The organism is Bradyrhizobium sp. HKCCYLRH3099 (assembly GCF_051167855.1).
In the GTDB taxonomy this organism is placed as follows: domain Bacteria; phylum Pseudomonadota; class Alphaproteobacteria; order Rhizobiales; family Xanthobacteraceae; genus Bradyrhizobium.
In genome coordinates, this window is the sequence record NZ_JBNPTW010000002.1 from 360,078 (window position 1) to 385,468 (window position 25,391).

At 65.6% G+C, this 25,391-nt stretch carries 23 protein-coding genes; 7 read left to right on the top strand and 16 right to left on the bottom strand.

The genetic code is table 11. The annotated features are described in order from the left end of the window. The first annotated feature begins 132 nt into the window (after window positions 1-132). Window positions 133-1,512, top strand: a complete 1,380-nt coding sequence (locus tag ACQR1Y_RS06890; RefSeq protein ID WP_434876520.1) for an FAD-dependent oxidoreductase — start codon at window positions 133-135, stop codon at window positions 1,510-1,512. Window position 1,513: 1 nt separating this feature from the next. Here the strand turns inward: ACQR1Y_RS06890 and ACQR1Y_RS06895 are convergent, their stop codons facing one another. The 5 genes from ACQR1Y_RS06895 to ACQR1Y_RS06915 are packed head-to-tail and all read right to left on the bottom strand — an operon-like array spanning window position 1,514 to window position 5,480. Next, window positions 1,514-2,281 (bottom strand): ABC transporter permease, encoded by a 768-nt coding sequence (locus ACQR1Y_RS06895; protein WP_434876519.1) that lies wholly within the window; start codon window positions 2,279-2,281, stop codon window positions 1,514-1,516. After that, complete coding sequence (locus tag ACQR1Y_RS06900) at window positions 2,278-3,045, bottom strand: ABC transporter permease (RefSeq protein ID WP_434876518.1); 768 nt, start codon at window positions 3,043-3,045, stop codon at window positions 2,278-2,280. Before ACQR1Y_RS06900 ends, ACQR1Y_RS06895 begins: the two co-directional genes overlap by 4 nt. Further along, a complete protein-coding gene (locus ACQR1Y_RS06905; protein WP_434876517.1) occupies window positions 3,042-3,845 on the bottom strand; it encodes an ABC transporter ATP-binding protein in 804 nt (267 codons plus the stop codon). The genes ACQR1Y_RS06900 and ACQR1Y_RS06905 overlap by 4 nt, the downstream gene beginning before the upstream one ends. A 1-nt stretch (window position 3,846) precedes the next feature. Beyond that, the gene (locus tag ACQR1Y_RS06910; protein ID WP_434861439.1) at window positions 3,847-4,545 is read right to left on the bottom strand and encodes a GntR family transcriptional regulator; all 699 of its coding nucleotides are present in this window, start codon (window positions 4,543-4,545) and stop codon (window positions 3,847-3,849) included. Continuing rightward, window positions 4,545-5,480 (bottom strand): ABC transporter substrate-binding protein, encoded by a 936-nt coding sequence (locus ACQR1Y_RS06915; protein WP_434876516.1) that lies wholly within the window; start codon window positions 5,478-5,480, stop codon window positions 4,545-4,547. The genes ACQR1Y_RS06910 and ACQR1Y_RS06915 overlap by 1 nt, the downstream gene beginning before the upstream one ends. Before the next feature lie 99 nt (window positions 5,481-5,579). Here ACQR1Y_RS06915 and ACQR1Y_RS06920 point away from each other — a divergent pair, with 99 nt between their 5' ends. Continuing rightward, window positions 5,580-6,569: a fumarylacetoacetate hydrolase family protein gene (locus tag ACQR1Y_RS06920; protein WP_434876515.1), complete on the top strand. Its 990-nt coding sequence runs from the start codon at window positions 5,580-5,582 to the stop codon at window positions 6,567-6,569. Window positions 6,570-6,621: 52 nt separating this feature from the next. Then, a complete protein-coding gene (locus ACQR1Y_RS06925; protein ID WP_434876514.1) occupies window positions 6,622-7,398 on the top strand; it encodes a cyclase family protein in 777 nt (258 codons plus the stop codon). A gap of 261 nt (window positions 7,399-7,659) precedes the next feature. On the opposite strand, the gene ACQR1Y_RS06930 is transcribed toward ACQR1Y_RS06925, so the two are convergent. Continuing rightward, complete coding sequence (locus tag ACQR1Y_RS06930) at window positions 7,660-8,268, bottom strand: SOUL family heme-binding protein (RefSeq protein WP_434876513.1); 609 nt, start codon at window positions 8,266-8,268, stop codon at window positions 7,660-7,662. A gap of 961 nt (window positions 8,269-9,229) precedes the next feature. Between ACQR1Y_RS06930 and ACQR1Y_RS06935 the strand changes: the two genes are divergently transcribed. After that, a complete protein-coding gene (locus ACQR1Y_RS06935; RefSeq protein WP_434876512.1) occupies window positions 9,230-10,024 on the top strand; it encodes a fumarylacetoacetate hydrolase family protein in 795 nt (264 codons plus the stop codon). A 485-nt stretch (window positions 10,025-10,509) separates the two neighbouring features. Beyond that, window positions 10,510-12,003: a cytochrome c oxidase accessory protein CcoG gene (ccoG, locus tag ACQR1Y_RS06940; RefSeq protein WP_434876511.1), complete on the top strand. Its 1,494-nt coding sequence runs from the start codon at window positions 10,510-10,512 to the stop codon at window positions 12,001-12,003. Between the two features lie 8 nt (window positions 12,004-12,011). On the opposite strand, the gene ACQR1Y_RS06945 is transcribed toward ccoG, so the two are convergent. Continuing rightward, a complete protein-coding gene (locus tag ACQR1Y_RS06945; RefSeq protein ID WP_434876510.1) occupies window positions 12,012-12,950 on the bottom strand; it encodes an acetamidase/formamidase family protein in 939 nt (312 codons plus the stop codon). 307 nt (window positions 12,951-13,257) lie between these two features. Between ACQR1Y_RS06945 and ACQR1Y_RS06950 the strand changes: the two genes are divergently transcribed. Continuing rightward, window positions 13,258-13,632, top strand: a complete 375-nt coding sequence (locus ACQR1Y_RS06950; protein WP_434861447.1) for a transposase — start codon at window positions 13,258-13,260, stop codon at window positions 13,630-13,632. 71 nt (window positions 13,633-13,703) lie between these two features. Here the strand turns inward: ACQR1Y_RS06950 and ACQR1Y_RS06955 are convergent, their stop codons facing one another. The 6 genes from ACQR1Y_RS06955 to xoxF5 all read right to left on the bottom strand — a co-directional run bounded on the left by ACQR1Y_RS06955 (window position 13,704) and on the right by xoxF5 (window position 21,034). Further along, window positions 13,704-16,034, bottom strand: a complete 2,331-nt coding sequence (locus ACQR1Y_RS06955) for a molybdopterin cofactor-binding domain-containing protein (RefSeq protein WP_434876509.1) — start codon at window positions 16,032-16,034, stop codon at window positions 13,704-13,706. Between the two features lie 2 nt (window positions 16,035-16,036). After that, complete coding sequence (locus tag ACQR1Y_RS06960) at window positions 16,037-16,489, bottom strand: (2Fe-2S)-binding protein (protein WP_434876508.1); 453 nt, start codon at window positions 16,487-16,489, stop codon at window positions 16,037-16,039. A 357-nt stretch (window positions 16,490-16,846) separates the two neighbouring features. Further along, window positions 16,847-17,410 carry an S-(hydroxymethyl)glutathione synthase gene (gfa, locus tag ACQR1Y_RS06965; protein WP_434861449.1) on the bottom strand — a complete coding sequence of 188 codons (564 nt, stop codon included), beginning with the start codon at window positions 17,408-17,410 and terminating at the stop codon, window positions 16,847-16,849. A gap of 33 nt (window positions 17,411-17,443) precedes the next feature. Beyond that, window positions 17,444-18,553 carry an S-(hydroxymethyl)glutathione dehydrogenase/class III alcohol dehydrogenase gene (locus ACQR1Y_RS06970; protein ID WP_434861450.1) on the bottom strand — a complete coding sequence of 370 codons (1,110 nt, stop codon included), beginning with the start codon at window positions 18,551-18,553 and terminating at the stop codon, window positions 17,444-17,446. 63 nt (window positions 18,554-18,616) lie between these two features. Further along, window positions 18,617-19,096 carry a c-type cytochrome, methanol metabolism-related gene (locus tag ACQR1Y_RS06975; protein WP_434861451.1) on the bottom strand — a complete coding sequence of 160 codons (480 nt, stop codon included), beginning with the start codon at window positions 19,094-19,096 and terminating at the stop codon, window positions 18,617-18,619. 132 nt (window positions 19,097-19,228) lie between these two features. Further along, the gene (gene xoxF5, locus ACQR1Y_RS06980; RefSeq protein WP_434876507.1) at window positions 19,229-21,034 is read right to left on the bottom strand and encodes a lanthanide-dependent methanol dehydrogenase XoxF5; all 1,806 of its coding nucleotides are present in this window, start codon (window positions 21,032-21,034) and stop codon (window positions 19,229-19,231) included. A gap of 408 nt (window positions 21,035-21,442) precedes the next feature. On the opposite strand from xoxF5, the gene ACQR1Y_RS06985 reads away from it, so the two are divergent. Continuing rightward, window positions 21,443-22,396: a helix-turn-helix domain-containing protein gene (locus ACQR1Y_RS06985; protein WP_434861487.1), complete on the top strand. Its 954-nt coding sequence runs from the start codon at window positions 21,443-21,445 to the stop codon at window positions 22,394-22,396. A gap of 12 nt (window positions 22,397-22,408) precedes the next feature. Here ACQR1Y_RS06985 and ACQR1Y_RS06990 read toward each other — a convergent pair whose 3' ends face one another. Genes ACQR1Y_RS06990 through ACQR1Y_RS07000 form a run of 3 tightly spaced genes read right to left on the bottom strand, consistent with a single transcriptional unit; the run spans window position 22,409 to window position 25,372 of the window. Further along, window positions 22,409-23,344, bottom strand: coding sequence for a substrate-binding periplasmic protein (locus tag ACQR1Y_RS06990; protein ID WP_434876675.1), 936 nt, complete (start codon window positions 23,342-23,344; stop codon window positions 22,409-22,411). Beyond that, on the bottom strand, window positions 23,344-23,685 hold the full coding sequence (locus ACQR1Y_RS06995; RefSeq protein ID WP_434861489.1) for a c-type cytochrome: 342 nt from the start codon (window positions 23,683-23,685) through the stop codon (window positions 23,344-23,346). Before ACQR1Y_RS06995 ends, ACQR1Y_RS06990 begins: the two co-directional genes overlap by 1 nt. A 22-nt stretch (window positions 23,686-23,707) precedes the next feature. Further along, window positions 23,708-25,372, bottom strand: coding sequence for a methanol/ethanol family PQQ-dependent dehydrogenase (locus ACQR1Y_RS07000; protein WP_434861453.1), 1,665 nt, complete (start codon window positions 25,370-25,372; stop codon window positions 23,708-23,710). Window positions 25,373-25,391: the final 19 nt, after the last annotated feature.

Here is a 25,391-nt window from a genome sequence, read left to right on the forward strand (position 1 = left end):
TCGAGACGCGCCGAAGACGGCGCTCCTCACCATGAGGGGTGATAATACCGCCGCAACCAAAATCCTCGTCCTGAGGAGCGCGCCGGAGGCGCGCGTCTCGAAGGACGGCCACGAGCGCCGTAAGGGGCGCGCATGAGCACGATCGAAATCATCGACCGCACGCTCGAGTTCTCGGTCGATTGCCTGATCATCGGCGCCGGCGCGGCCGGACTCGTCGCGGCGCTGTCGGCGATCGAGAACGGTGAGAGCGTGCTGGTTCTGGAGCGCGATGCCGTGCCGCAGGGCTCGACGGCGCTGTCGGCCGGACTCATTCCAGCGGCAAGCACGCGCTGGCAGACGGCGCTCGGTATTGACGACACTCCGTCGCGCTTCGCCGCGGACATCATGCACAAGGCGCATGATGAGCCGGATGCTGCGCTGGTGAAGCTGGTCACGACCACGATCGGTCCGACGCTCGAATGGCTCGCTGACCAGCATCAACTCCCGTTCTCGCTGGTCGACAATTTCACCTATCCCGGCCATTCGCGCTATCGCATGCACGGCCTGCCGAGCCGCGCCGGACGCGAACTGATCGACCGGCTGCGCACAGCCGCAGAGGCGGCGAGCATCGATATCCTCTGCGACGCGCATGCGACGACACTACTGCTCGATGCTGACCAGCGCATCATCGGCGTGCGCTTCACCAGGCCCGATGGCAGCACCGACGAGATCGGGTGCCGTCGCCTGATCCTCGCCTGCAGCGGCTATGGCGGCAATCCGGCGCTGGTCGCACGGCACATCCCGCAAATGGCGAGCGCCACCTATTTCGGCCACGTCGGCAACCAGGGCGATGCGCTGAATTGGGGCGAGCAGCTCGGCGCGGCGACGCGCCATCTCGGCGGCCATCAGGGCCACGGCTCCGTCGCGCATCCCGCGGGCATTCTCATCAGTTGGGCCACCATCACCGAGGGCGGTTTCCAGGTGAACGCCAACGGCGAGCGCTTCTCCAATGAGGCGTCGGGCTATTCCGAGCAGGCGGCCAACGTGCTGGTACAGCCGGACGGCATCGCCTGGACCATCTTCGATGCGCGCATCGCCGGCATCGCCGCTCAGTTCGAGGATTTCCGCAACGCCGTCGCGCATGGCGCAGTGCTCGAAGCTGAGGACATCGCGAGCCTGGCGGTAGGCATGCGCGTGCCGGCCGACACGCTCGCAGCCGCCTTCGCGGAGGTCGCGGCCGCGAAGTCGGAGCAGCGCACCGACCGCTTCGGTCGCAGCTTCGCCGACGTGCCGCAACTCGCGTCGCCCTATCGCGCCGTGAAGGTCACCGGCGCGCTGTTCCACACCCAAGGCGGCCTCGTCATCGACGACCTCGCGCGCGTGCTGCGCGAGGACGGCACCGCGATCGACAATCTGTTCGCGGCCGGCGGCGCCGCCTGCGGCGTTTCAGGGGCCGATGCCTCCGGCTATCTCTCGGGCAACGGCCTGCTCACGGCCGTCGCGCTCGGCCGCGTGGCAGGGCTGGCGCGCTGAGCTAGCGGCGCGCGGCCTGCCAGCGCAGCAGCCGGCTCTCGGCGGCGCCCATTGCGAGCGCGGTGACATAGCCGATCACGCCGAGCAGCATCACGCCGGCGAACAGATCGGCGGAGCGGAACGCGCGTGCCGACAGCAGCACCCATTGGCCGAGACCGTCGAGGCCGGCGAGCATCTCGCAGACCACGGCGAGGATCAGCGCCACCGTCAGGCTCAGCCGCATGCCGGCGAGAATGTCGGGGGCCGCAGAAGGCAGCGCGATCTTGAAGATGACCGCGAGCCGCGACATGTGCAGCACCCGCGCCACCTCGTAGAGCCGCGGCTCGACCGCGCCGAATCCGTGGATGGTGCCGAGCAGCAGCGGCCACAGCGATCCGAACGCGATGACGAACAGCGCCATCCCCTGCGACAGGCCGAGCGCCGCGATCGCGACCGGAATGATCGCCGACACCGGCAGCGGCCGCAGCAGCTCCAGCGTTGGCGCAACGTAGAGGCGCATCGCCTTGGACGAGCCGATCATCGCGCCGAGCGCGACGCCGGCGACCGAGGCGAGCAGCCAGCCATAGGCCATGTGCGTCAGCGTGCCCACGAGCTTGGCCAGCAGATCGCCGCTCGTGAAGCCGCGCATCAGCGAGGCCCAGGCGCGATTCGGGCCGGGCAGGAAGACGGGCGACACCCAGCGCTGATCGGCCGCGACTTGCCACAGCGCGATGACACAAGCCGCGACGCCGAAGCTGGCGAGGCGCCAGCCGAGGACCGACCATCTCATGCGCCGTCTCCGATCAGGGCCGCGCGGCCGAACAGCGTCCTTTGCGCCGTCATCAGCGCGGTGTTGAGCACGAAGCCGGTGACGCCGATCCACACCAGATAGGCCAGCATCAGGTCGGGCCGCAGCGCCTGCTGCGCGGTCATGATGCCGGCGCCGAGGCCGAGCGGGTTGATCGCGATCTCCACCGTGACGGCCACGATCAGCGCGATGCCGGCGGCCAGACGGAAGGCGAGGAAGATGCGGGGCAGGGCGGCGGGAATGACGATCTTCCTGATGCGGTCGAGCTGCGTCAGCCGCAGCACGCGCGCGACCTCGATCAGCCGCGGCTCGATGCCGCCGACCGCGGCGCGTGTCATGATCAGCACTGGCCAGACGCAGGCGAAGGCGACGATCGCGATCTCCATGCGGTAGCCGAAGCCGAGCGCGATCAGCGCGATCGGCAGAAGCGCCACCGACGGGATCGGCCTGATGGCCTCGATCGTCACCTCCATCAGCCGGTTGAGGATCTGCGACAGGCCGAGCGCGATGCCGAGCACCAGCCCGATGGCACCGCCGATGAAGAGGCCGGCGAACGCAGACGCGAGCGTGTCACGCGTCGCGATCAGCAGCGAGCCGTCGGTCAGCGCGCCGAGCAGAGCGAGCGCGATCGCGCTCGGCGGCGCCAGCGAGTCGCTCTGCACGGCCGCAAGCCGCATCCCCGTTTCGAAGGCGAGCAATGAAGCGAGCGGCAGCAGCAGCGGCTTGAGACGCTCCGGCATGCTCATTCGCTCGCCTTGATGAAGTCGAACAGCGCGCGGCGCAGCCGCAGGAATTCCGGCTGCTCGCGCGTCGCCAATTGGTCGCGCGGCCGCGGCAGGCCGACCGTCAGTTCCAGCCCGACGCGGCCGGGATGCGGCAGCAGGCCGATCACGCGGTCGCCGAGATAAATCGCCTCCTCGAGATCATGCGTCACGAACACGACGGTGGCACCGGTCGAGGCCACCAGCGCCAGCATCTCGTCCTGCAGGCCCTGACGCGTCATCGCGTCGAGCGCGCCGAACGGCTCGTCCATCAGCAACACCTTCGGATCCTGCGCGAGGCAGCGCGCAATCTGCAGCCGCTGCTGCATGCCGCCCGACATCTCCGTCGGATACTTGGCGGCATGGCCCGCGAGCCCGACCTTGGCCAGCAGTTCGGCGATGCGCGCCTCGCGCTGGTGCGCGGGCATGCCGATGGTCTCAAGCGCCAGCGAGATGTTGCCGGCCGCGGTGCGCCACGGCAGCAGCGCCTTGCCGTAGTCCTGGAACACGACCGCGATCTCGCGCCGGGGCGCGCGCATCGGCTCGCCCTCAAACCGCACGCTGCCGCTGGTCGGCTGATACAGCCCGGCCGCGAGCCGCAGCGCCGTGGTCTTGCCGCAGCCGGAGGCGCCGACCACGCACAGGATCTCGCCGGCTGAGACCTCCAGGCTGATCGTGTCGATGATCGCCTTGCCGCCGAGGGTCAGCGCGACGTTGTCGAACGCGATCTGCGCGCGCGCAGGCGAAGGAGACGATTGCACCAAAGCGAGGGCGGGCTCTGCCATCTCAGGCTCCCTTCGATTGCGGATAGACGATGCTGATCGTCGAGCGCAGATGCGCTTCCAGCCGCGCCTGCGCGGCGGCGGCATCGCGCGCGAGCACGAGATCGGCCAGCGCCTCGTGCTCACGGATGAAGCCGCTGCCGTCGTCGAAGCTGCGCATCATCACGCGGCGATAGCGATAGGCCTGGTCGTAGAGATCGGAATGCGCCGCGAGCAGCCGGCGCGAACCGCAGCCAGCCAGCAGCGCGGTGTGAAACGCCTTGTGCAACTGGTCGAACTCCGGCGCGCCCTCGCGGAACTCGCTTTGCATGCGCTGAATGTAGCGGCGCATCTGATGCAGCGCGGCGATGATCCCGGCCTCCCATGAATCGCCGCCGCTCTGCATCGCCAGAAGTAGCGCCTCCTTCTCCACCACCGTGCGCATCCGCGTGATGTCGATCAGATCATCGCGGCTGACCTCGGCGACGCGAAAGCCGCGCTGGCCGATACTGACGATCAGCCCGCGCGACACCAGCCGCGACAGCCCCTCGCGCACCGGCGTCGGCCCGATCTCGTAACGCTTGGCGAGTTCGACGATCCCGAGCCGCGATCCGGGCGCGAGCACGCCCGCGACGATGTCGCGCTCGATCAGCGCTGCGGCGCGCTCGCTGAGCGTATCGCCGCTCGCCGGCTCGGTCTGCGGAAGCGGGGGCGCGGCCGTCATCAGTTGAGGATCAGCGTCTTGAGGTCGAGCTTGCTCTGCAGCATCTTCTGCGCCGACATCACGTCGATCCACCATGCGAGCTGCTCGGGCTTCAGTACCGGTTCGGCGTAGTTCGGCGCGGTCAGCCTGACGAGGTCGAGCGGCTGCTTGGTGAACTTGGAGATGGCCGCCGAGGCCTTCTCACGATCGTTGTTGACGATCGGCGCCGCCTCGGCGATGGCCGCGCGGAATTTTTTCACCGTCTCCGGATTCTTCTCCGCCCATTCGCGCGAGGCTGCATAGAAGATGATTGGCTCGGTGCGCCCGAGCTCGGCCGCGTAGCGCGCGCCGACGGTGCCCAGATTGGCATTGGTGATGCGCATCACGAACGGCTCGGCGGTCAGCACGGCGTCGACGCCGCCCGACTTGATGGTGTCGGCCATGGTCGGAAACGTGACCTCGACGAAATTGACGCTCTTCGGGTCGACGCCCTTGTCGACCAGCCATTTCACGAACAGCACTTGCAGGAAGGCGCCGATGCCGGGCGCGCCGACCTTCTTGCCCTTGAAGTCCTGCGGGCCGGTGATGGTGACGCCGTTACGGACGACGGCGGCGACGGCGTCGTTCGAGGTCTTGTTCATGATCGAGGCGCCGGCAACCGCGACGAGGTCGAGCCCGCCATCGGCCGCCTGCAGGAAGACCGTCGAAGTCGTCCCGCCGATCTGGACCGAGTTGGAGAGGAGGGCGGCGGGGATGTTCGAGTTGATCCCGATCAGCACCATCTCGGCGTCCAGACCGTGCTTCTTGAACAGGCCCTCGTCGACCGCGACCATTGCCGAGGCGCAGTCCGAGGTCGCGGTGCAGCCGATCTGGATCTTCTCGGCGCGTGCTGCCGTTGCCAGTGCGAGCGTCGCCAGCACCGAGCCGGTGACAGCGCCCATGAGCCGATGACGCATTGGTGACTCCTCCCCCTGGAGGCCCCGTTTGGACCCCTCTTGTTTATCGATATTTTGTATGTTTGTATATTTTCTGACAGAACACAAGGGGAGGCCGGCGTGAAACTTGCGACATTTCGAACCGAGGGCAGGGAGCGGATCGGCGTGGTCCACGCCGGGGATTCCAGGATTTTTGACTTGGCAGCGGCGGCCGACCGCGCTGGTCAAGCCAATCCCGCCTTCGCCTCGATGCTGTCGCTGATCGACGCCGGCGTTGCCGCGCTCGACGCGGCGCGCGCGCTGGTCGAGCGCTATGGCAGCGATGTGGATCTCTCGCGTGATGTTGCGGGTACCGAGCTGCTGGCGCCGGTGCCCGAGCCGCGCCAGATGCGCGACGGCATGTCGTTTCCGCTGCACATCCTGCAGGCGCCGCGCGGCCAGCGGAAGCTCGCGGCGCGCCAGCGCGGCGACACCGAGGAGCTCGCGCGCATCGATGCCGAGCCGCTCGGCGAGTTGCCGGAGGTGTATCGCCAAGTCCCGATCTTCTACATCACCAACCGCTTCAGCGTGCGCGGCCCCAACACAACCGTGAAATGGCCGCGCTACAGCAAGGTGATGGACTACGAACTCGAATTCGGAATCATCACCAAGGGCCGGGGGAAGGACATCCCAGCCGCCAAGGCGCGCGACCACATCTTCGGTTTCACCATCTTCAACGACTTCTCCGCGCGCGACACCCAGCGCATCGAGATGGACGGCCGCCTCGGCCCGTCCAAGGGCAAGAGCTTCGACGGCGGCAACGTCATGGGTCCGTGGATCGTGACGCCCGACGAGATCGGCGATCCCTATCGCCTGAAGATGGAGGCGCGCGTCAACGGCGAGGTGCGCTCGCGCAGCGTCAGCGAGGGCATGTTGTTCCCGTTCGAGGAGCTGATCGCCTATATCAGCAAGGACGAGACCCTGATGCCCGGCGAGTTCATCGGCTCCGGCACTGTCGGCAATGGCTGCGGACTCGAGCTCGGCTGGTATCTCGAGCATGGCGACGTCATCGAGCTCGAGGTCGAGAAGATCGGCGTGCTGAAGAACAAGGTCGAGCGGCAGGACGTCTGATTCTGCGGCCGACGATAACAACCAAGAAAGATGCAAGAGAGAGGACCCGCCCATGGCCCGCAAGCTGATCGACATCTCCGTGCCGCTGCAGAACGACGTGCCGGCCGACCCGCCGGGAGCGCACCCGACGATCCAATATATCGACCACCAGCAGGGGCTGCCGCGCATGCTGCAGTTCTTCGACGGGCTGAAGGCCGAGGATCTGCCGGACGGGCAGGGCTGGGCGGTCGAGCAGGTCAATCTCTCGACCCATAACGGCACGCATCTCGACGCGCCCTGGCACTTCCACCCGACGATGAACCGCGGCGAGCGCGCCTGGACCATCGACGAGGTGCCGCTGGAGTGGTGCATGCAGCCAGGTGTGAAGCTCGACTTCCGGCATTTCCCGGACGGCTATGTCGCGACCGCCGCGGATGTCGAGGCCGAGTTGAAGCGCATCGGCCACACGCTGTCGCCACTCGAAATCGTCGTGGTCAATACCGCGGCCGGCGCCCGCTACGGCCAGGCGGACTACGTCAACACGGGCTGCGGCATGGGCTACGAGGCCACCATGTATCTGCTCGAGCGCGGCGTGCGTCTGACCGGCACCGATGCCTGGAGCTGGGATGCGCCGTTCGTGTTCACGGCAAAGAAATACGCCGAGACTCATGATGCCAGCCTGATCTGGGAAGGCCACAAGGCGGGCCGCCACATCGGCTATTGCCATATCGAGAAGCTGCACAATCTGGAGCAGCTGCCGTCCACAGGCTTCACCGTGTCGTGCTTCCCGGTGAAGATCGAGCGGGCGTCCGCGGGATGGACGCGCGCGGTGGCGATCATCGAGGGGTGAGCCATCCCGGCTCAGCCCGGACGCTGCAACCTCTCCCCGCCCTGCGCGGGGAGAGGTCGGATGGCGCAGCCATCCGGGGGAGGGGCATGGCACGTGCGAGGCCCCACTTCCAGGTCCATCGGACGGGTGTGCCCGCTCCAAGACGGATGCAAGATTTCCGGACCGAAAAAGCAACACCACCCGCGCCGCTGCCCCTCACCCCAGCCCTCTCCCCGTGAAGGACGGGGAGAGGAGCGGATTGGTGCTGGGAAGAGAGTATTCCTAACAACTACACGCCAGCATGATCTCATTCCGCCGCAGCATCGGCAGGGTCCAGGGCGGGTTGTAGAAGGCGAGCAGCGGCGCCCCTGAGACGGTGATCCCCTGGCGCTGCGCGTAGTCGCGCAACTCGCGGGTCTTGTCGGCCAGAATGCCGTCGGAATACGAGCCCGAGAACGTCAGCGCGATCATGCGCTGGGCCGGCAGCGGCGTCAGCTTGATCCTCGCATCGGCCGGCGGCGGCAGGGTGTCCAGCGACCAGTTCGACGGCATCACGAAGCTGACGCTCCAGCGGTCGCTGCCGACGCCCTCCGCGGGCGCTGTGGCGGCCTGCTGTTGCACCGGCGCGGTCATCGCGATCTTGGCCTTGGCCTGGTTGGCGCCGAAGATGTAGCCGGCGATGATGCGAAAGCCTTCCTCGATCGCAGGCCTGCGCGCGCCCTGCACCTCGGCCTGCGCGATGATCATCGGCGCATAGGCGCGGATCTCGACATCGCCGTCGCGCTTGACCACGTCGTATCTCGGATGTTCGACTCGGCTCATGATCGGCCCCGCTGCAATGGCGGCGCCGGCGAGAACGAGTGCGGTGGCGCCTGCGATCCAGATCAGCATGCGGCGTTTCCTCGGAGGTGTAGGCTCGGTCATGCGGGTGCGCCGTCGGTTGTTATCAACGAGGGAACGCGGCGAGAGGTCCCGCGGATCAGAAGAACCGGTCACTGTACCTTCTCCATGAACACGCCCGTCGACGTGTTTATGATCAATGTGCAGCGCCGACCTCGGTGCCAGACCCTCATGGTGAGGAGCGCCGCGCCAATCAAGCCAATTGCGAATCAAGGTCGTCGTTCGCGGCGCGTCTCGAACCATGAGGCTCGACCGAGGCCTCACCCTTCGAGACGCCCGCCGCAGGGCGGGCTCCTCAGGGTGAGGGTTTGGGGGGGCAGGACGACAGGGATCGGACCGAAGCGAACATGTCTGCCCTGGGTACGACAAAAAACTCTTGCTAAATTTCCGAAATCATGCTCTACTCCTTCCATCCCGTCCTCATGCTGAGGGGCGTACGCGTCGTCACGATACGTTGAGGCGGGGGCGGTGGCCGCGGGCCTGTCAGGCGCTGATGCGCTGGACGATTGGCAAGTTCGCGGACGGTCAAGCCGTGTGGTCCTGGCGCCCCGATGCTGGCGCCAAGCCTGGATGACATGAACCCTGACAGGACGTGTCGTCGAGGTGACGTGGGCAAACAAGCCGGTCCCCGGGGAGAGCTCGGAGCAGCCGTGAAGCCCATCGCGCAGGGAGGGCCGGGTCTGTCCGGCTGAACCTGTGGTACCTGCCGCCTGCATTTTTTTCCGCAGGCGGGCCACGGGCCTCAGTCGAGGTCCGGTCCTCCTTGCGCCCTCGCGTTGCCGAGCGAGGGTCTCGAGCATCGCTTCGGGCGCGTGTTGCGCAGCGAGAACGATGGCGCGTGCGCGCGAGGTGGCGCTGGCATAATGGATATGCTTATCAGTTGGGGAGCGCCGCGTCGGCGCGTCAGAACCAACAATCAGCCGGTCGTAACGGCTGCTCCCTGGAGGAACCCATGGCAGACACCTCACGCCGCGATCTTTTCGTCGCCGGCAGCGCCGCCGCGGCGGCCGCGATCATCGCCGACACGCGGCCCGCGACGGCGCAAGCCGTTCCGCAGCCGATCTTCTCAGTGCCTTCCACGACCATTCCGATCGCAGGCGAGCAGGGCGTCTTCCCGGTGCGCCGCATCTACTGCATCGGCCGCAACTACGCGGCGCATGCGATCGAGCGCGGCTCCGATCCGAACCGCGAGCCGCCGTTCTTCTTCCAGAAGCCGACCGACGCCATCCAGAACGTCGCCGTCGGCGAAGTCGCCGAGCATCCCTATCCGTCGCTTACCAAGAACTATCACCACGAGGTCGAACTGGTGGCGGCGCTGAAATCGGGAGGCACCAACATCCCGGTCGATAAGGCGCTCGATCACGTCTACGGCTACGCGCTCGGCCTGGACATGACCCGGCGTGACCTGCAGAACGGCATGGCCGCCGAGAAGAAGCCGTGGGAGATCGGCAAGAGTTTCGATCATGCCGCCGTCATCGGCCCGATCCATCCGGTTTCGAAGGTCGGCCACTTCACCAAGGGCGCGATCTCGCTCGCGGTCAACGGGACGGTCCGGCAGAACTCCGATCTCACCAAGATGATCTGGAGCGTGGCGGAGCAGATCGCAAAACTCTCCGAGGCGTTCGAGCTCAAGGCCGGCGATATCATCTATTCCGGCACGCCGGAAAATGTCGGCCCGGTGGTGAAGGGCGACGTGCTGCTGTGCAAGCTCGAGGGCCTGCCGGACATGTCGATCAAGATCGTTTGAGACGAGGAGGATACGAGGTCAATCTGCCAAGCGTCTCTCCTGTCAAATCAGATGAAGCTGGTCGCCGCGACGATGGTGCGCTCCCTCTCCCCGTCCTTCACGGGGCCGCAACGAGCTTCGCTCGCGCTGAGAGGGATGGGGTGAGGGGCAGCCACACCCACCGACCGTGCGGAGAGCCCCCCTCACCCGGATTGCATCTGGCGATGCAATCCGACCTCTCCCCGCACGCGGGGAGAGGTTGGGAGCGAGCGTCGCCGCGTGGGCTGTTATCCCAAAGGGCGACAGTCGCAATCATCCCTCCGGATGCCGCACCTGCCGCCATGGCGCTCGCGGCGCCGCGCCCCTCATCGCCTGCCGGCCGCCTCCCATCGTTGTTCCCGCGCAAACAACCACTGCCACCCGTTCGCAAGTTTGTGGGCCGACAAAGAGCCAGCTCGCGCCGCCGCCTATCGTCGCCCGCAACAGGCAAGCGAACGAGGGTAGACGTGGCCATCACCATCGAGATCGATCACGCCAGGACGCGCCGCATGGCGCAGGGGCAGGGCCCAAGCCCATCTCCGGCTCGAGCCAAGGCGCCCGCGCGCAAGCCGGCCCGATCGCCGCGCCACCTCGGCGGCCCCGTGGTTCCCCAAGCCGTCAAGGGCCCGATCCGCCGGCTCAAATGGCTGATCCTGATGCTCACCCTGTCGGTCTACTACGTCACCCCGTTCATCCGCTGGAATCGCGGCGCCAACGCCCCGGACCAGGCGGTGCTGCTCGATTTCGCCCATGGCAAACTCTATCTCGGCCCGGCCGAGATCTGGCCGCAGGACCTCTATCTGATCACCGCGGCGATGCTGCTGGCGACGTTCATCCTCGTCCTGGTCAACGCGCTGGCCGGCCGTCTCTGGTGCGGCTTCGCCTGTCCGCAGACGGTGTGGACCGATCTGTTCCTGCTGGTCGAGCGCCTCGTCGAAGGCGACCGCCGGCAGCGGCTCAAGAACATCGGCGCGCCGTTGACGGCAAAGCGCGTCGCGCAGATCGCGACCAAGCATGCGCTGTGGATGATGATCGCGCTTCTCACCGGCGGCACGCTGATCTTCTACTTCACCGATGCGCCGGAGCTGCTGCGCGATCTCGTCCATGGCGAGATGTCGGCGACCGCATTGACCTGGACGCTGGTGTTTGCCGGCACGACCTATGGCCTCGCCGGCTTCGCGCGCGAGCAGGTCTGCACCTTCATGTGCCCGTGGCCGCGCCTGCAGGGCGCGATCTGGGATCCCCAAGCCTTCACCGTGAACTACCGCGACTATCGTGGCGAGATCAGGATGTCGGCGAAGAAGGCGGCCGAGGCGCGCGCGCTGGGCCAGCCGGCCGGCGACTGCGTCGATTGCGGCGCCTGCGTCGCGGTCTGCCCGATCGGCATCGACATCCGCCAGGGCCCGAACTTCGCCTGCATCAATTGCGGCCTCTGTGTCGATGCCTGCGACGGCGTGATGGCCAAGCTCGATCGTCCGCGCGGGCTGATCGACTACGAGAGCTGGGAGAACATCGAGCGTGGCCGTGTGGGCGAGCCGCGCGTGTCGCGGCTGCTGCGGCCGAAGACGATCGGGCTCGCGCTCGCCTGCGTGGCGCTGGCCGGGGTGATCGCGGTGTCATTCGTGACCAAGACCACCGCCGTGCTGTCGGTGCAGCACGATCGCGATCCGATGTCGGTGCGGCTGTCGGATGGCTCGGTGCGCAATGCCTATACGGTGAAGCTGCTCAACAAGTCCTCGGCCGTGCAGACGTTCAAGCTCGCGATCAGCGGCGCCGATGCGGCGCTCGCGATCGTCGGCCATGCCACGGCGGATGCAATCGAGGTCGAGCCGGATGGCTCCGAGACGCTGCGCGTGACGCTGACCATGCCCGAGCCGGAGGATGCGGACATCACCTTCCAGGCGGTCGATGCCGGTGGCCAGGTGGTCCTGACCGCGCACGACCGCTTCGTCAACCGGTAGAGGAGGGACTAGAGATACGCCTTCGGCAGCAGCATGTGGATGCCCTTGTTGCCGTCCACCATCTGGGTGACGCGCAGATTGCCGGCCAGCGAGCACAGCATGTAGGCCTGGTTGCGCGACAGATTGGTGCGGGCGCAGACATGCTTGACCATCTCGCGGGTCGCCTGTTTGGCGGCGTCGTCGAGATCCTCGTCGAGGCCGATCGACATCAGATGCGTGGCGTTCTCGGCGAACGGCCAGGTGATGTCCATGTCCTTGCGCACGGTCAGGCGGAAGGTGCCGCTGACGCCGGTCTCCAGCGCGGTGATGCAGACCTCGCCGTCGCCCTGCACGCCGTGGCCGTCGCCGGCGAAGAACAGCGCGCCCTCGTTGAACACGGGCAGATACAGCGTGGTGCCGGGCCGCAGCTCCTTGTTGTCCATGTTGCCGCCAAAACTGCGCGGCACCGGCGAGCCGCACCGTCCCCAGGCCGGCGGCGGCGCGGTCGCGATGATGCCGAAGAACGGATCGAGCGCGATCTCGGTGCCCCACGGCATGATGCAGACCTGGCGCTCGTGATCGACCTTCGGATGGATCGTCTCGTAGTCGGTGAACTCGTCGGGCAGGGTGCCGAGCAAAGGCAGGATCGAGACAAAACCCCAGTCCTGGCTGACCTTGCAACTGAGGATGTCGACCTGCAGTGTATCGCCCGGCTGCGCGCCCTTCACATAGACGGGGCCGGTGATGAAATGCGGTCCCGGACCCTGGACCATGGTGTCCAGCGCGGTGAGATAGGCGGGCGGAACGATGCTGCGGTCCTCCGGCAAGGTCTCCTTGCCGCCGGCCGGGAACGAATGCAGTGTGACGGTGTCGCCGGAGGCGACCTCGAGCACCGGCGGCGTGGTGCTGTCGAGATAGCCCCACACCATGCTCTCATGCGTCGCGGGAATCTCGTGGCGTTTGGACATGGGCTGTCTCCGTCGGGCTCGACTATTGATCCTGATATCAAGGCAGGATGCGGCGGGCGGCAATGCCAAAAACTGGTCAGCCTTGCTCAGGGTCCCGGCAGATCGGCGCGGCGTCCTCCGCTGATGTCAATTTTGCCAATCGGCGACGGGGTGCCCACAGGCCCCGGCGATCGCGCACCATCGAGCTTGGCCGCCCCCGCAGCCCGCATCTGCGGCGCGCGGTCACGAGGGCCATGCGCGGGGGTACTACCAAGCCCATGGAAATCATGCGAGAATACACCTGTTGGCCGCGTAGGGGTCTGTGATCATGCGACGTTCCCTGCACACCGAGCACGAGATTTTGGTTTTGCTTTGCGAGGCGGAGTCGGGGGTTCCGATTGCCGAAATTTGCAGCACGGCCGGTGTGTCGCTGCGCACGTTTTATCGCTGGCGCCAGCGCTATGGCGGCCTCACCAGTCCTGCCCTGCGTCATCTGAAGGAGCTGGAAATCGAGAACCAGCGGCTGCGCTCGCTGGTGACCAAGCTCGTCGAGGGCCAGCCGCCTGTGACCGCCGCGACCAAGGCGGCGCCTGCGCCGCTACGCCAGGACTGCGGCAGCACGCCCCATGGCGTCGCCGGAGCGCCGGGGCAGGCCCGCGGCGCTGTGATCGGCCGCTATGCCTCGGTGCGCTACGGGCGCTAGCTCATCATGACTCTGCTGAAAGGATCATCGGCCGGATCGCTCCGGCCGATGACGTCGTCGGATGGCCGCGCTCAGATTGCGAGCTGATTGCCGATCGGCAACGCGCGCAGGCGCTTTCCGGTGGCGGCAAAGATCGCGTTGGCGAGCGCCGGAGCGAACGGCGGCACGCCCGGCTCGCCGACGCCGCTCGGCGGCGTGTCGGCATCGACGGGCACGATGTGCACGTTGGTGATCAGCGGCGCCTCGTCGATCCGGACCACCTGATGGTCGTCGAAGTTGTGCTGCTGCACCCGGCCGTTCTTGAAGCTGACCTCGCCATATTTGGCGAGGCTCAGCCCCATGATCGCGGCGCCTTCGAGCTGCGAGGCGATACGCTCGGGGTTGACGAACGTACCGCAGTCGATCGCGCTGTCGACCTGATGCACCGTCAGCTTGCCCTTGTCGTCGACCTCGACCTCAACGATCGTGGCGATGTAGCTGACGAAGCTGCGATGGGCGGCGATGCCGAGGCCGTGGCCCTTGGGAACGCTGCGGCCCCAATTGCCCTTCTCGGCGACGAACTCGACGACGCGGCGCAGCCGCCCGGTATCGATCGGGTAGCTCTCATAGGGCTCGCCGTAGTTCCAGAGATCCTTCACCGAGGCGAGCTTGACGACGCGCGGACTGCCGATCAGCTCGAGCAGCATCTCCTTCTGGTCGCGGCCGGTGGCGGCGGCGATCTCGCCGACCATCGACTGCACGGCGAAGGCGCGCGGAATGTTCGAGACCGAGCGGAACCAGCCGATGCGCGTCATCGCCTTGGCGGCGGGGTTCTCGCACTGGATGTTGGCGATCTCGAACGGCATGTCGACGAGGCCCATGCCGAGCTCGAACGGCGCCGCATGATCGGCGCCGGCCGCGAAGGTGGAGAGGATGGTCGGCGCGACGCTGCGGTGACGCCAGGCGACCACCTTGCCGCTCTTGTCGAGGCCGGCCTCGATGCGCTCAACCGAGACGGTGTGCAGGAAGTCGTGCTGGATGTCGTCGTCACGCGTCCACTGCACCTTCACCGGCGCGCCCAGGTCCTTGGAGAGCAGGGCGGCTTCGAGCGCGAAGTCGCACTTCGATTTGCGGCCAAAACCGCCGCCGAGCAGCGTGACGTTGACGGTCACGTTCTCGATCGGGATCTGCAAGGTCTTGGCGACATCCTCGCGGGTGCCGCCGGGGCTCTGCACCGGCGCCCAGATCTCGGCCTTGTCACCCTTGACGTCGGCCACCGCGACCGGCGGCTCCATGCTGGCGTGTGCGAAATGCGGCAAATAGTACTCGCCGGTGATCACCTTGTCGGCCGACTTCAGCGCCGCTTCGGCATCACCTTCCTGGCGCACGACGAGGCCGGGCTGGCGTGCGGCGGCTTCGAGCTCGGCGCGATAGGCGACGGAGTCGTAAGCCGCATTGGGGCCATCGTCCCATTCGACTTTCAGGGCATCACGGCCCTTGATCGCGGCACCCGTGTTGCGCGCGATCACGGCGACGCCGCCGAGCGGCTGGAACTTCGACGGCCACGGCCAGCCCTTGACTTCGAGCACCTTCTCGACGCCGGACACCTTCAGCGCCTCAGCGGGATCGAACGACTTCACCTTGCCGCCCGTCACGGGTGGGCGCGCGATGACGGCATACTTCATGCCGGGCAGGCGGACATCGGCGCCGTAATGCGCCTTGCCGATGGTGATGTCGTGCAGGTCGACGATGCTGACCTGGCCCTTGCCGAGATAGCGGAAATCCTTCGGCGACTTCAGCTTGATGGTGTCGACCGCGGGCACCGGCTGATTGGCGGCGTCGGCCGCGAGCTCGCCGAAGCCGAGGCGCTTGCCGCTGGCGCTGTGCACGACCTCGTGGTTGACCGCCTTCACCTCGCTGGCGGGTACGCCGAGCCTCTTGGCGGCGGCGGCTTCCAGCATGGCGCGCGCCATCGCGCCGATCTGGCGCATCGGCAGCAGATAGTGCCGCGTGCTGCGCGAGCCGTCGGTGTCCTGGTTGCCGAACTTCACCTCGTCGCCGGGCGCCTGCACGACGCGAACCTTCGACCAGTCGGCTTCCATCTCCTCCGCTACGATCAGCGGCAGGCTGGTGCGGACGCCGGTGCCCATCTCGGAGCGATGCGCGAGGATGGAGACGATGCCGTCAGGCGCGATCGACACGAAGACCTTGGGATCGACCACGGTGCCATGCGGCATCTTGCCGGCGCCAGTTTCATAGGCGGCGAAAGCGGGGCGCGACAGCAGCGGCGCTGCGAGGACGAAGCCGCCGGCGAGGCCCAGCGTCTGCAGGATGGCGCGCCGCGAGACGTTCTCGACCTTGAGATGCTGCTCGAAGCCGCGGCGCGAGGTGGTCGCCGTCTTGGGATTTGCGATGATGTTCATGATCACACCCCCGTCGAGGCCAGATGGACCGCATTCTCGATGCGCTGATAGCAGCCGCAGCGGCAGATATTCCCGGACATCGCGTCCCGGATCTGGTCGTGCGAGGCCTTCGGATTCTGGTTGAGCAGCGCCGCCGCCTGCATGATCTGCCCGGCCTGGCAGAAGCCGCATTGCGGCACATTGACCTGCCGCCACGCCTTCTGCACCGGGTGGTCGCCGGTCGGATGCAGGCCCTCGATGGTGGTGACCTCGCGGCCTGCGACATCGGAAATGGCTGTGATGCAGGAACGCGCGGCCTCCTTGTCGACCATCACGGTGCAGGCGCCGCACAGCGCCTGGCCGCAGCCATATTTCGAGCCGGTGAGCCCCAGCTCATCGCGCAGATACCACAACAGAGACAGGCTCGGATCGCCATCCCAGCTCTGCTCCTGCCCGTTGATTTTCACCTTGATCATGTTCGCCCTCGCTTTGTCGGACCAATGGTCGCTGGTTCTGATCGTTGGTGGACGCGCGCGGAACCATATGTCCCTGGTGCACGCGCCGGATCGATTGAGAGTTGTCGGAAAGCGACTCATGATAGCAGACCGCGAACAGCATCGGTCTACACAGGCGCGTGTGTTGTCAGGACGCGCGTGCGCTGCGTGCGCAGCCCGCTGCGATGCGAACGCGGAACATCGCACGATGCGCAGATGATCGTGGTCGCGAGGCGGATGCCGCGGCCAAAAAAGAATGCCTCGCCAGCGTGGGGCAGGCGAGGCACCAAGTCTTCAGGAAGGAACGCTTCAGTTGTTACGCTTGGTACTGCGCGGCCGTCAGGCCGCCTTTGCTTTCGCCACGTGGGTGGCAATCGCATCCATCAGCGCCGGCGACAGGCAGTCATAGGGCTCGAGCCCCAGTTCCTTCAGCCGCGCCCTGATCTCGCCCATCTGCTCCGGCTTCACGCCCGACTCGATCACCGAGGAGACGAAGGCAGCAAAGCCCGGAGCCGCCGACCCCTGTTCCTGGAACAGCTCGGGATGGATGAAGTCGAGGCCGTAGAACGGATGGCCCGTATTCTCGATCCGACCGTACATGTGCGTGCCGCAGCCGGTGCAGGCGTAGCGCTGGATGACCGCCGAGGGATCGACGATCTTCAGCTTGTCGCCATTCTCCAGCACGGTCACGTTCTGCCGCGGCACCACCGCCACGACCGAGAAGGTTGCGCCCGACGGCTTCCAGCACTTGGTGCAGCCGCACGCGTGGTTGTGCGCGACGTCGCCCTGAATGCCGACCTTCACCGGCCGGTCGTGGCACTTGCAGACCAGGGTGCCGCCCGCGAAGTGGCCGCTTCCCTGTTTGACGCCGTTATCAACGGACGGGTGAATGTGGACAGTCATGGCGCAATCCTCCTCAGTTTTGCGTGGCTCGGGTCAGAACACGACGACGGAACGGATCGATTTGCCCTCATGCATCAGGTCGAAGCCTTTGTTGATCTCTTCGAGCGTCAGCGTGTGGGTGATCATCGGGTCGATTTCGATCTTCCCGTTCATGTACCAGTCGACGATCTTGGGGACGTCGGTGCGCCCGCGCGCGCCGCCGAACGCGGTGCCCTTCCAGACGCGCCCGGTGACGAGCTGGAACGGACGGGTCGCGATCTCCTTTCCGGCCTCGGCGACGCCGATGATGATCGATTCGCCCCAGCCGCGATGGCAGGCTTCGAGAGCCTGGCGCATGACGGTGGTGTTGCCGGTGCAGTCGAAGGTGTAGTCGGCGCCGCCGTCGGTGAGCGCGACGAGGTGCTGGACGATGTCGCCGGTGACCTTCTTCGGGTTGACGAAATGGGTCATGCCGAAGCGGCGGCCCCATTCCTCCTTGCTGTCGTTGATATCGACGCCGATGATCTTGTCGGCGCCGGCCATCTTCGCGCCCTGGATGACGTTCAGGCCGATACCGCCGAGGCCGAAGATGACGACATTCGCGCCGGGCTCGACCTTGGCGGTGTTGACCACGGCGCCGACGCCGGTGGTCACGCCGCAGCCGATGTAGCAGCTCTTGTCGAAGGGGGCGTCCTCGCGGATCTTGGCGACCGCGATCTCGGGCAACACGGTGTGGTTGGAGAACGTCGAGCAGCCCATATAGTGGTAGATGGTCTGGCCCTTGTAGCTGAAGCGCGAGGTGCCGTCGGGCATCAGGCCCTTGCCTTGCGTGGCTCTGATCGCGGTGCAGAGATTGGTCTTGCGACTGAGGCAGCTCTTGCACTGGCGGCATTCCGGTGTGTACAGCGGAATGACGTGGTCGCCGGGCTTGACCGAGGTGACGCCGGGCCCGACCTCACGCACGATGCCGGCGCCCTCATGGCCGAGGATCGAAGGGAAGATGCCTTCGCTGTCGAAGCCGTCGAGCGTATAGGCATCGGTGTGGCAGATGCCGGTGGCCTTGATCTCGACCAGCACCTCGCCGGCCTTCGGCCCTTCGAGGTCGACCTCGACGATCTCCAGCGGTTTCTTGGCTTCGAAAGCGACCGCGGCGCGCGTCTTCATGTCTCAAACTCCTGTTTCATTCTCTCGAGGCCGCGGTCCTGCCCAGGGCGCGGCCTTCGTCAGTCATTTCTTGCCCATGCAGGAGTTCTCCGCTTCCGTATAGGCTGGCGGCTTACCCTCATGCTTGGCCGGGCGAACGCGCCCCACGGCATCGGTCGAGCGGGCGCGGAGATAGATATACAGATCGTCCATGTAGCAGGCCACATTCGGATTGTCGCCGAAGGCCGGCATGACGTTCTCCTGCGCCGTGCTGATGTTCTTGCGGCCGCTGGCGACGACGCCGAGGAAGTCGCCATAGCTCATGTTCTTGACCGAGTCCTTCAACGCGGGCGCATAGGTCGACCCCATGCCGTCCGGGCCATGGCAGACATGGCATTCGGAGTGATAGCGGCGGTAGCCGGAATAGGTGTACCAGTCGACCGTGCCGTCGGCGCCCACCTTGTAGGTTGGGTTGCCTTCCTTATCGAGATACTTCCCGTCTTCGGACTTGACGGCCGTCGGATCTCCAGGGCCTTCGGCCCAGGCGTTTTCGGCAACAGTCATCCCGCCGGCTGCCAGGCCTACGGCCGTGACCACCGCAAAGCAGATCTTACGCAAGGGCGTTTTCCCTTAATTTTCTGGGGCAGGCGAACCGGCGCATGGAGAGATCCATGCGCCGGAGGCAGAGAGGCTAGCTCACTGCTGCGGCAGCGAGAACACGGTGAGCGTGCCGCCGAGCGCGGTGTAGTTGCTCAGGGCCGCATAGCCGCCGACGGCGCCGAGACCGGCGGTCGGATCGGTCAGGCCGGCCGCGAGGCCGATGCCGGCCCAGCCACCCACACCCGAGAGCACCGCGACATACTGCTTGCCGCCGTTCTCATAGGTCGTGACGTTGCCGATGATGCCGGATGGGGTCTTGAACTTGTACAGCTCCTTGCCCGTCTTGGCATCGACAGCCTTCAGGTAGCCTTCCAGCGTGCCGTAGAACACCACGCCACCAGCGGTCGCGAGCGCACCCGACCACACCGAGAACGGCTCCTTGTTCGACCAGGCGATCTTGCCGGTCTTGCCGTCCCAGGCGATGAAGTTGCCCATATGGGTCTCACCCGCCGGCGGATACATCGACAGCGTCGCGCCGACATAGGGCTGACCTGCGGTGTAGCTCACCTTGAAGGGCTCGTAGTCCATGCAGACGTGGTTGGTCGGCACGTAGAACAGCTGCGTGTCCGGCGAGTAGGCGGCCGGCTGTTCGTCCTTGGTGCCGAGCGCGGCCGGGCAGATGCCCTTGGTGTTGACGTCCTCGCCCTGCTTGTCGGTCGAGTACTGGTCGACAACCTTCGGACGGCCATAGGTCGCCGAGTTCTTGTCCATGTCGACGCCGGTGGTCCAATTCACCTTTGGATCGAACTTCTCGGCGACGAGCAGCTCTCCATTGGCGCGATCGAGCGTATAGGCGAGGCCGTTACGATCGAAATGCGTCAGCAGCTTGCGCGGCTGGCCGTTGATCGACTGGTCCGAGAGGATCATCTCGTTGACGCCGTCATAGTCCCACTCGTCGTGAGGCGTCATCTGATAGACCCACTTCGCGACGCCGGTGTCGGCAGCGCGCGCGAAGATCGTCATCGACCACTTGTTGTCGCCCGGACGCTGCTTCGGATTCCAGGTCGAGGGGTTGCCCGAGCCGTAATAGACCATGTCGAGCTGCGGATCGTAGGAGATCCAGCCCCAGGTGCAGCCGCCGCCGGTCTTCCACTGGTCGCCCTGCCAGGTCTTCAGGCTCGAATCCTTGCCGACCGGCTTGCCGAGCGAGGTGGTGTTGGCGTCGAACAGGATCTGATCGTCCGGCCCTTCCGAATAGGCCTTCCAGACCTGCTTCCCGCTCTTGATGTCGTAGGCGGTCATGCTGCACTGGACGCCGAACTCGCCGCCCGATGTGCCGACCAGGACCTTGTCCTTCACGACCAGCGGAGCGGAGGTGCCGGTCTGGCCCTTGCTCGGATCGCCGTTGATGGCGGTCCAGACCTGCTGGCCGGACTTGGCGTCGATCGCCACCAGCTTGTCGTCGGCCTGGTGCAGGAAGATCTTGCCGTCGCCATAGGCGACACCGCGATTGACCGTGTCGCAGCACATCACCGGAATGACGTTCGGATCCTGCTTGGGTTCGTATTTCCAGACGATCTTGTTGTCGTCGGCCAGATTGATCGCGTACACTTTGTTCGGGAACGGCGTATGCACATACATCATGTTGCCGACGATCAGCGGCCCGCCTTCGTGGCCGCGCAGCACGCCGGTGGAGAAGGTCCACGCGACCTGCAGCTTGCCGACGTTCTGGGCGTTGATCTGGTTGAGCTTGGAGTAGCGCGTGTTGGCGTAGTCGCCGGCCGGCATCACCCAGTCCTTCGGGTTGGCCGACATCTTGACCAGCTCTTCGCTGGCAAATGCGCCACCCGCGGCAAGTGCCGCGACTGACGTCAGACATGTTGCGAGCAGAACTCTTCGCATCGTCTTTCCTCCCGGGTTCAACTGAGGTTCCGCAGCACGCGGCCCAGTATTCGTTTTCGGCATCATTGATTATCCACTTCCCAAACGGGAAACTTGCCCAAAAGAGAAAAGCGCTTGCTCAAGAGTGAAGCGATGAGAAGTTTTTGGAGGAGATTTTGCTTTGCTGGTCCGCAACATGAGACGCGTTCTTGCTGCGCAGCATCAATTTGCAGCGTGCCGGTTCCACCGAAGGTTGATGTTTCCCTTGACGTGATAGGGGCGAAGGCGGAGGATCAAACGGGGACGAATGTGGAACTCGTGCGCCGCGACGACTCTGGGCGGCCTTAAAATGGGAGCATTTTGGCTGAACTCTCGTCCGCCGTCCTGCGGCGGACCCGTTGCGCTTCGATCATGAATCGGTGGATGAAGATGTCCGATACGATCCGTTCGCTTAGTACGTCAGGGTTCTCGCCGAAGAGCCAGATCCAACGTTGGTCAGATGCACTGACTGATCTCTGCGGACGTTTCGATGTCGACCCGCTGGAGGGCGCGTCTTTCGAGGGGCGGATCAATTTCACGACCGTGTCCCGCCTGAAGCTCTGCCAGATCGAGGCGAGCCAGCATCGCATCGCCCACACCTATGCGCGGGCGCAGAAGGTGGCGCATCCCTATATCAAGATCCTGTTCCAGACCTACGGAACGTCCTATTTTGAGCAGGATGGACGGCAGATCGAGATCGGCCCGGGGGATTGCCTGGCCTATGACGTGTCATCGCCGCACACCATCATCAGCCCAGCGCTCACACGCCATGACGTGGTGATCGTGCCGAAGGAATTGTTGCAGGAACGCGGCTTCCGCGCCGAGAAGATGCCGGCCTACAAGCTCTCGGCACGCAGCGGAACCGGGCGGATCGCGCACGATGTGACGCATGCGGCATTCGACGAGGCGACGCGGCTGTCGGCGAACTCGGCAGCAAGCGTTGCCGAGTCGCTGATCGATCTGTTGCTGTTGCCATTGCGGGAAGCCGACAGGATGCTCGATCGTGCCGGACCCGAGGCGGTCTATATCCGCGCGCAGGCCTTCATCCGCGAACATCTGCGCGACCCTGATCTCTGCATCGATCAGATATCGGCAGCCTTAGGTTGTACGAAGCGCTACCTTCACATGGTGTTCAGCGATCGCGGCATGACCGTCAGCGACTACATCTGGCGCGCCCGGTTGCAGCATTGCCGTCAGGAGTTGGAGACTCAGAGCGGCAAGACGATTACTGACGTCGCGTTCTCGTGGGGCTTTTCGAGCTCGTCGCACTTCAGCCGCGTGTTCCGGAAGTATTTCGGCGTCGTGCCGTCGTCGGTTCACAAGACGGCAGCCCGCGCTGACTAAATGGAAGCGGCGCTAGCGCGCGCCGCTCCGGATGATCTTCTGGAATGCATCGCCGAGGATGATCGGCTCGCGCGGCGGCAGATAGGTCAGGCCGGCTGTCGCGGCGAACCTGGCGAGATCGCCAGACGACTCGAGCTCCGCGAGGATCTTGTTGACCGAAGCGAGCAGCTCTGTCGCGCTGGACAAAGCGACATAGCCCCGGTTGGCGCCGATCGGATAGCTGTAGCCGGAGGCCACGAGCTTGCTGTCCGGATGAGCGGCCCGATAGGCATCGAAGCGTCTGCCGTCGAGCAGTGTCGCCTCGAACTTGCCCTGCTCGAGCGCGCCCAGGAGATCATCCCGCGTCGGGATCAAGTGCGTGATATCGTCGATCAGGCGGCCCTTGTCGAACGTCATCAGGATCGCGTCGGCCAGCGTGCCGCTCTCGATCGCGAGCTTCAGTCCGGCGAGATCGCCGATGTCCGTGATCCGGCGCTGTTTTGCGGAAGGGCCGATAACGACCGTCAGAGTCGAGAACAGATAGGGCTTGCTCGGCGTCAGCATGCCGAGCGCAATGCGCCGCCGCCGGTCGTCGCGCGTCGCGCCGTCATAGTCGGGCAGTTTGGCGGTCTTGACGCCGGGTGCGACCAGCCCGTCCTGGGTGAAGGCGTAGCTCCCGAGCAGCGAGCAGCGTCCATCGGACAGCAGCGCGTTCGCCTCCAATGCCGGCGAGGAATCCTCGTCCAGCTTGCTCTCATACCATTGGATCTCGAGTTTCCTGCCGAGCCGGTCCGCGATCGCCTGACCCAGCAGCACGTCAAACCCGCTCCCGGGCTTGCCACGATGATGGACCGACAGCGGCGGGAGGTTCTCGTCGAGGCAGATGCGCAGCACATCGTCAGCGGCCTGAACCGCTGATGATGCCGACAACATCAGGAATGCCGCTGCGCAATGAATCAGACGGCGCATCATTGCGTTCTCCGGCTCGACACATAGGCCCAGAGCGCCGTGATCTCGTCATCGCTGAGAATGTCGCCCCAGGGCGGCATGCGGCCATTCTTGCCCTGTTTCACCGTGGTGACGAAGCGCGGTTGATCGTCGGGAAAACGGCGCAGGTCCGGCGTGACCGTGCCGGAATTCACCATGTTCGGGCCATGGCAGTGCGAGCACTTCTGGGCGAAGGTGGTCTTGCCGAGGTCGATCGCGCTGTGGGCCGCGGTGCCGTCTTGTTGTTGCGCGAAGGCGGCCGCCGAAAGCGCGGCCGAGATCGCGACGACGGCGGCGATGGTCGCCGCCGTTTTCAGGAACATCTGCTTCACGGGCAATCCGAACTCAGTTCTTGACCGCGAAGACCCAGAGCGAGCCGCCCGCCGGAACGTTGGCCAGGCGCTCGTCGCCGGAGAACAGCGAGTAGACGCCGCCATAGCCGGAGGTGACGGCGACGTATTGCACGCCATCCTGCTGCCAAGTCACGGGCTGGCCCTCGATGCCGGAGCCGGTCTGGAACTGCCACAGCTTCTTGCCGCTGTCGGCGTCGAAGGCCTCGAACTCGCCGGTCAGCTTGCCCGAGAACACCACGCCGCCGGCGGTCGACAACACGCCCGAGAAGCGCGGAATGTCGCTCGGCTGCTCCCACTTGGTCTTGCCGGTCATCGGATCGATGGCCTTCAGCTGACCGCGCGGACCTTCCGGCCAATCCCAGAGATCCGTCAGGTCCATGCCGAGGTACCACTCGCCGGCCTTGTAGGTGGCGGGCTCGGTCTTGTAGTGGCCGCCGAACACCAGCGTATTGGCATAGGCCAGGCCGGTCTGCGGATTGAACGACATCGGCTGCCAGTTCTTGCCGCCGAGGATCGACGGATAGACCGTGACTTTCTTGCCCTCGCGCGCATCACGCGTGACATCGGTTTCGACTGGCTTGCCGGTCTTCAGGTCGATGCTGGAGGCCCAGTTGACCTTCACATAGGGATTGGCCGCCAGCAGCTTGCCGTTGGTGCGATCGAGCACGTAGAAGAAGCCGTTGCGGTTGGCGTTCATCAACACCTTGGTCGGCTTGCCCTCAACGTTCATGTCGGCGAGCACCATCTCGGCGACCGCGTCATAGTCGAACGGGTTGTTCGGCGAGAACTGGAAGTGCCACTTCATCTTGCCGGTCTTCGGATCGAGCGCGAGCACCGAGCAGGTGTAGAGATTGTCACCCGGGCGCACCGCCGCGTTGAACGGGCCGGGATTGCCGACGCCCCAGAACACGGTGTTCTGCTCGGGGTCATACGAGCCGGTGATCCAGGTCGAGCCGCCGCCGAGCTTCCAGGTATCGCCCTTCCAGGTATCGCCGCCGGGTTCATCCGGGGTCGGCACCGTGTGGGTGCGCCACAGATGCTTGCCGGTCGCGGGATCCCAACCGTCGATGAAGCCGCGGGTGCCGAACTCCGCGCCCGAGATGCCGGTCAGCACGACGCCGTCCGCCACCAGCGGCGCGACGGTCATCGAGTAGCCTTCCTTGATGTCGGCGGCCTTCTGGCGCCACAGCTCCTTGCCGGTCTTGGCGTCGAGAGCGATCACGTTGGCGTCGAGCGTGGTGCGGAAAACCTTGCCGTCGTACAGCGCGGCGCCGCGATTGATGATGCCGCAGCAGACGACGCGCGGGGTCTCGGCCGGATACTCGATCTTGCTCTTCCAGATCTGCTTGCCGGTCTTGGCATCGACGGCCATCGTCGCATTGTGCGTCGTGACGTAGAGCACGCCCTGATAGATCAGTGGCTGCGACTCCTCGCTGCGATCATCAGCAAAGCTGTAATTCCAGACCGGAACGAGGTTCTTGGCGTTGTCCTTGTTGATCTGCGTGAGCGAGCTGAACCGCTGCAGATTGTAGCCCATGCCGTAGTTGAGGACGTTTGCCGTATCAGTTGCACCCTTGACCAACTGATCGGCGCTCTGCGCGCTCGCACCATGTGATGCAAGAATGGCGAGGCCTGCGGCCAGCGCGATCCGCTTCATTCATTTCCTCCAAGATTTT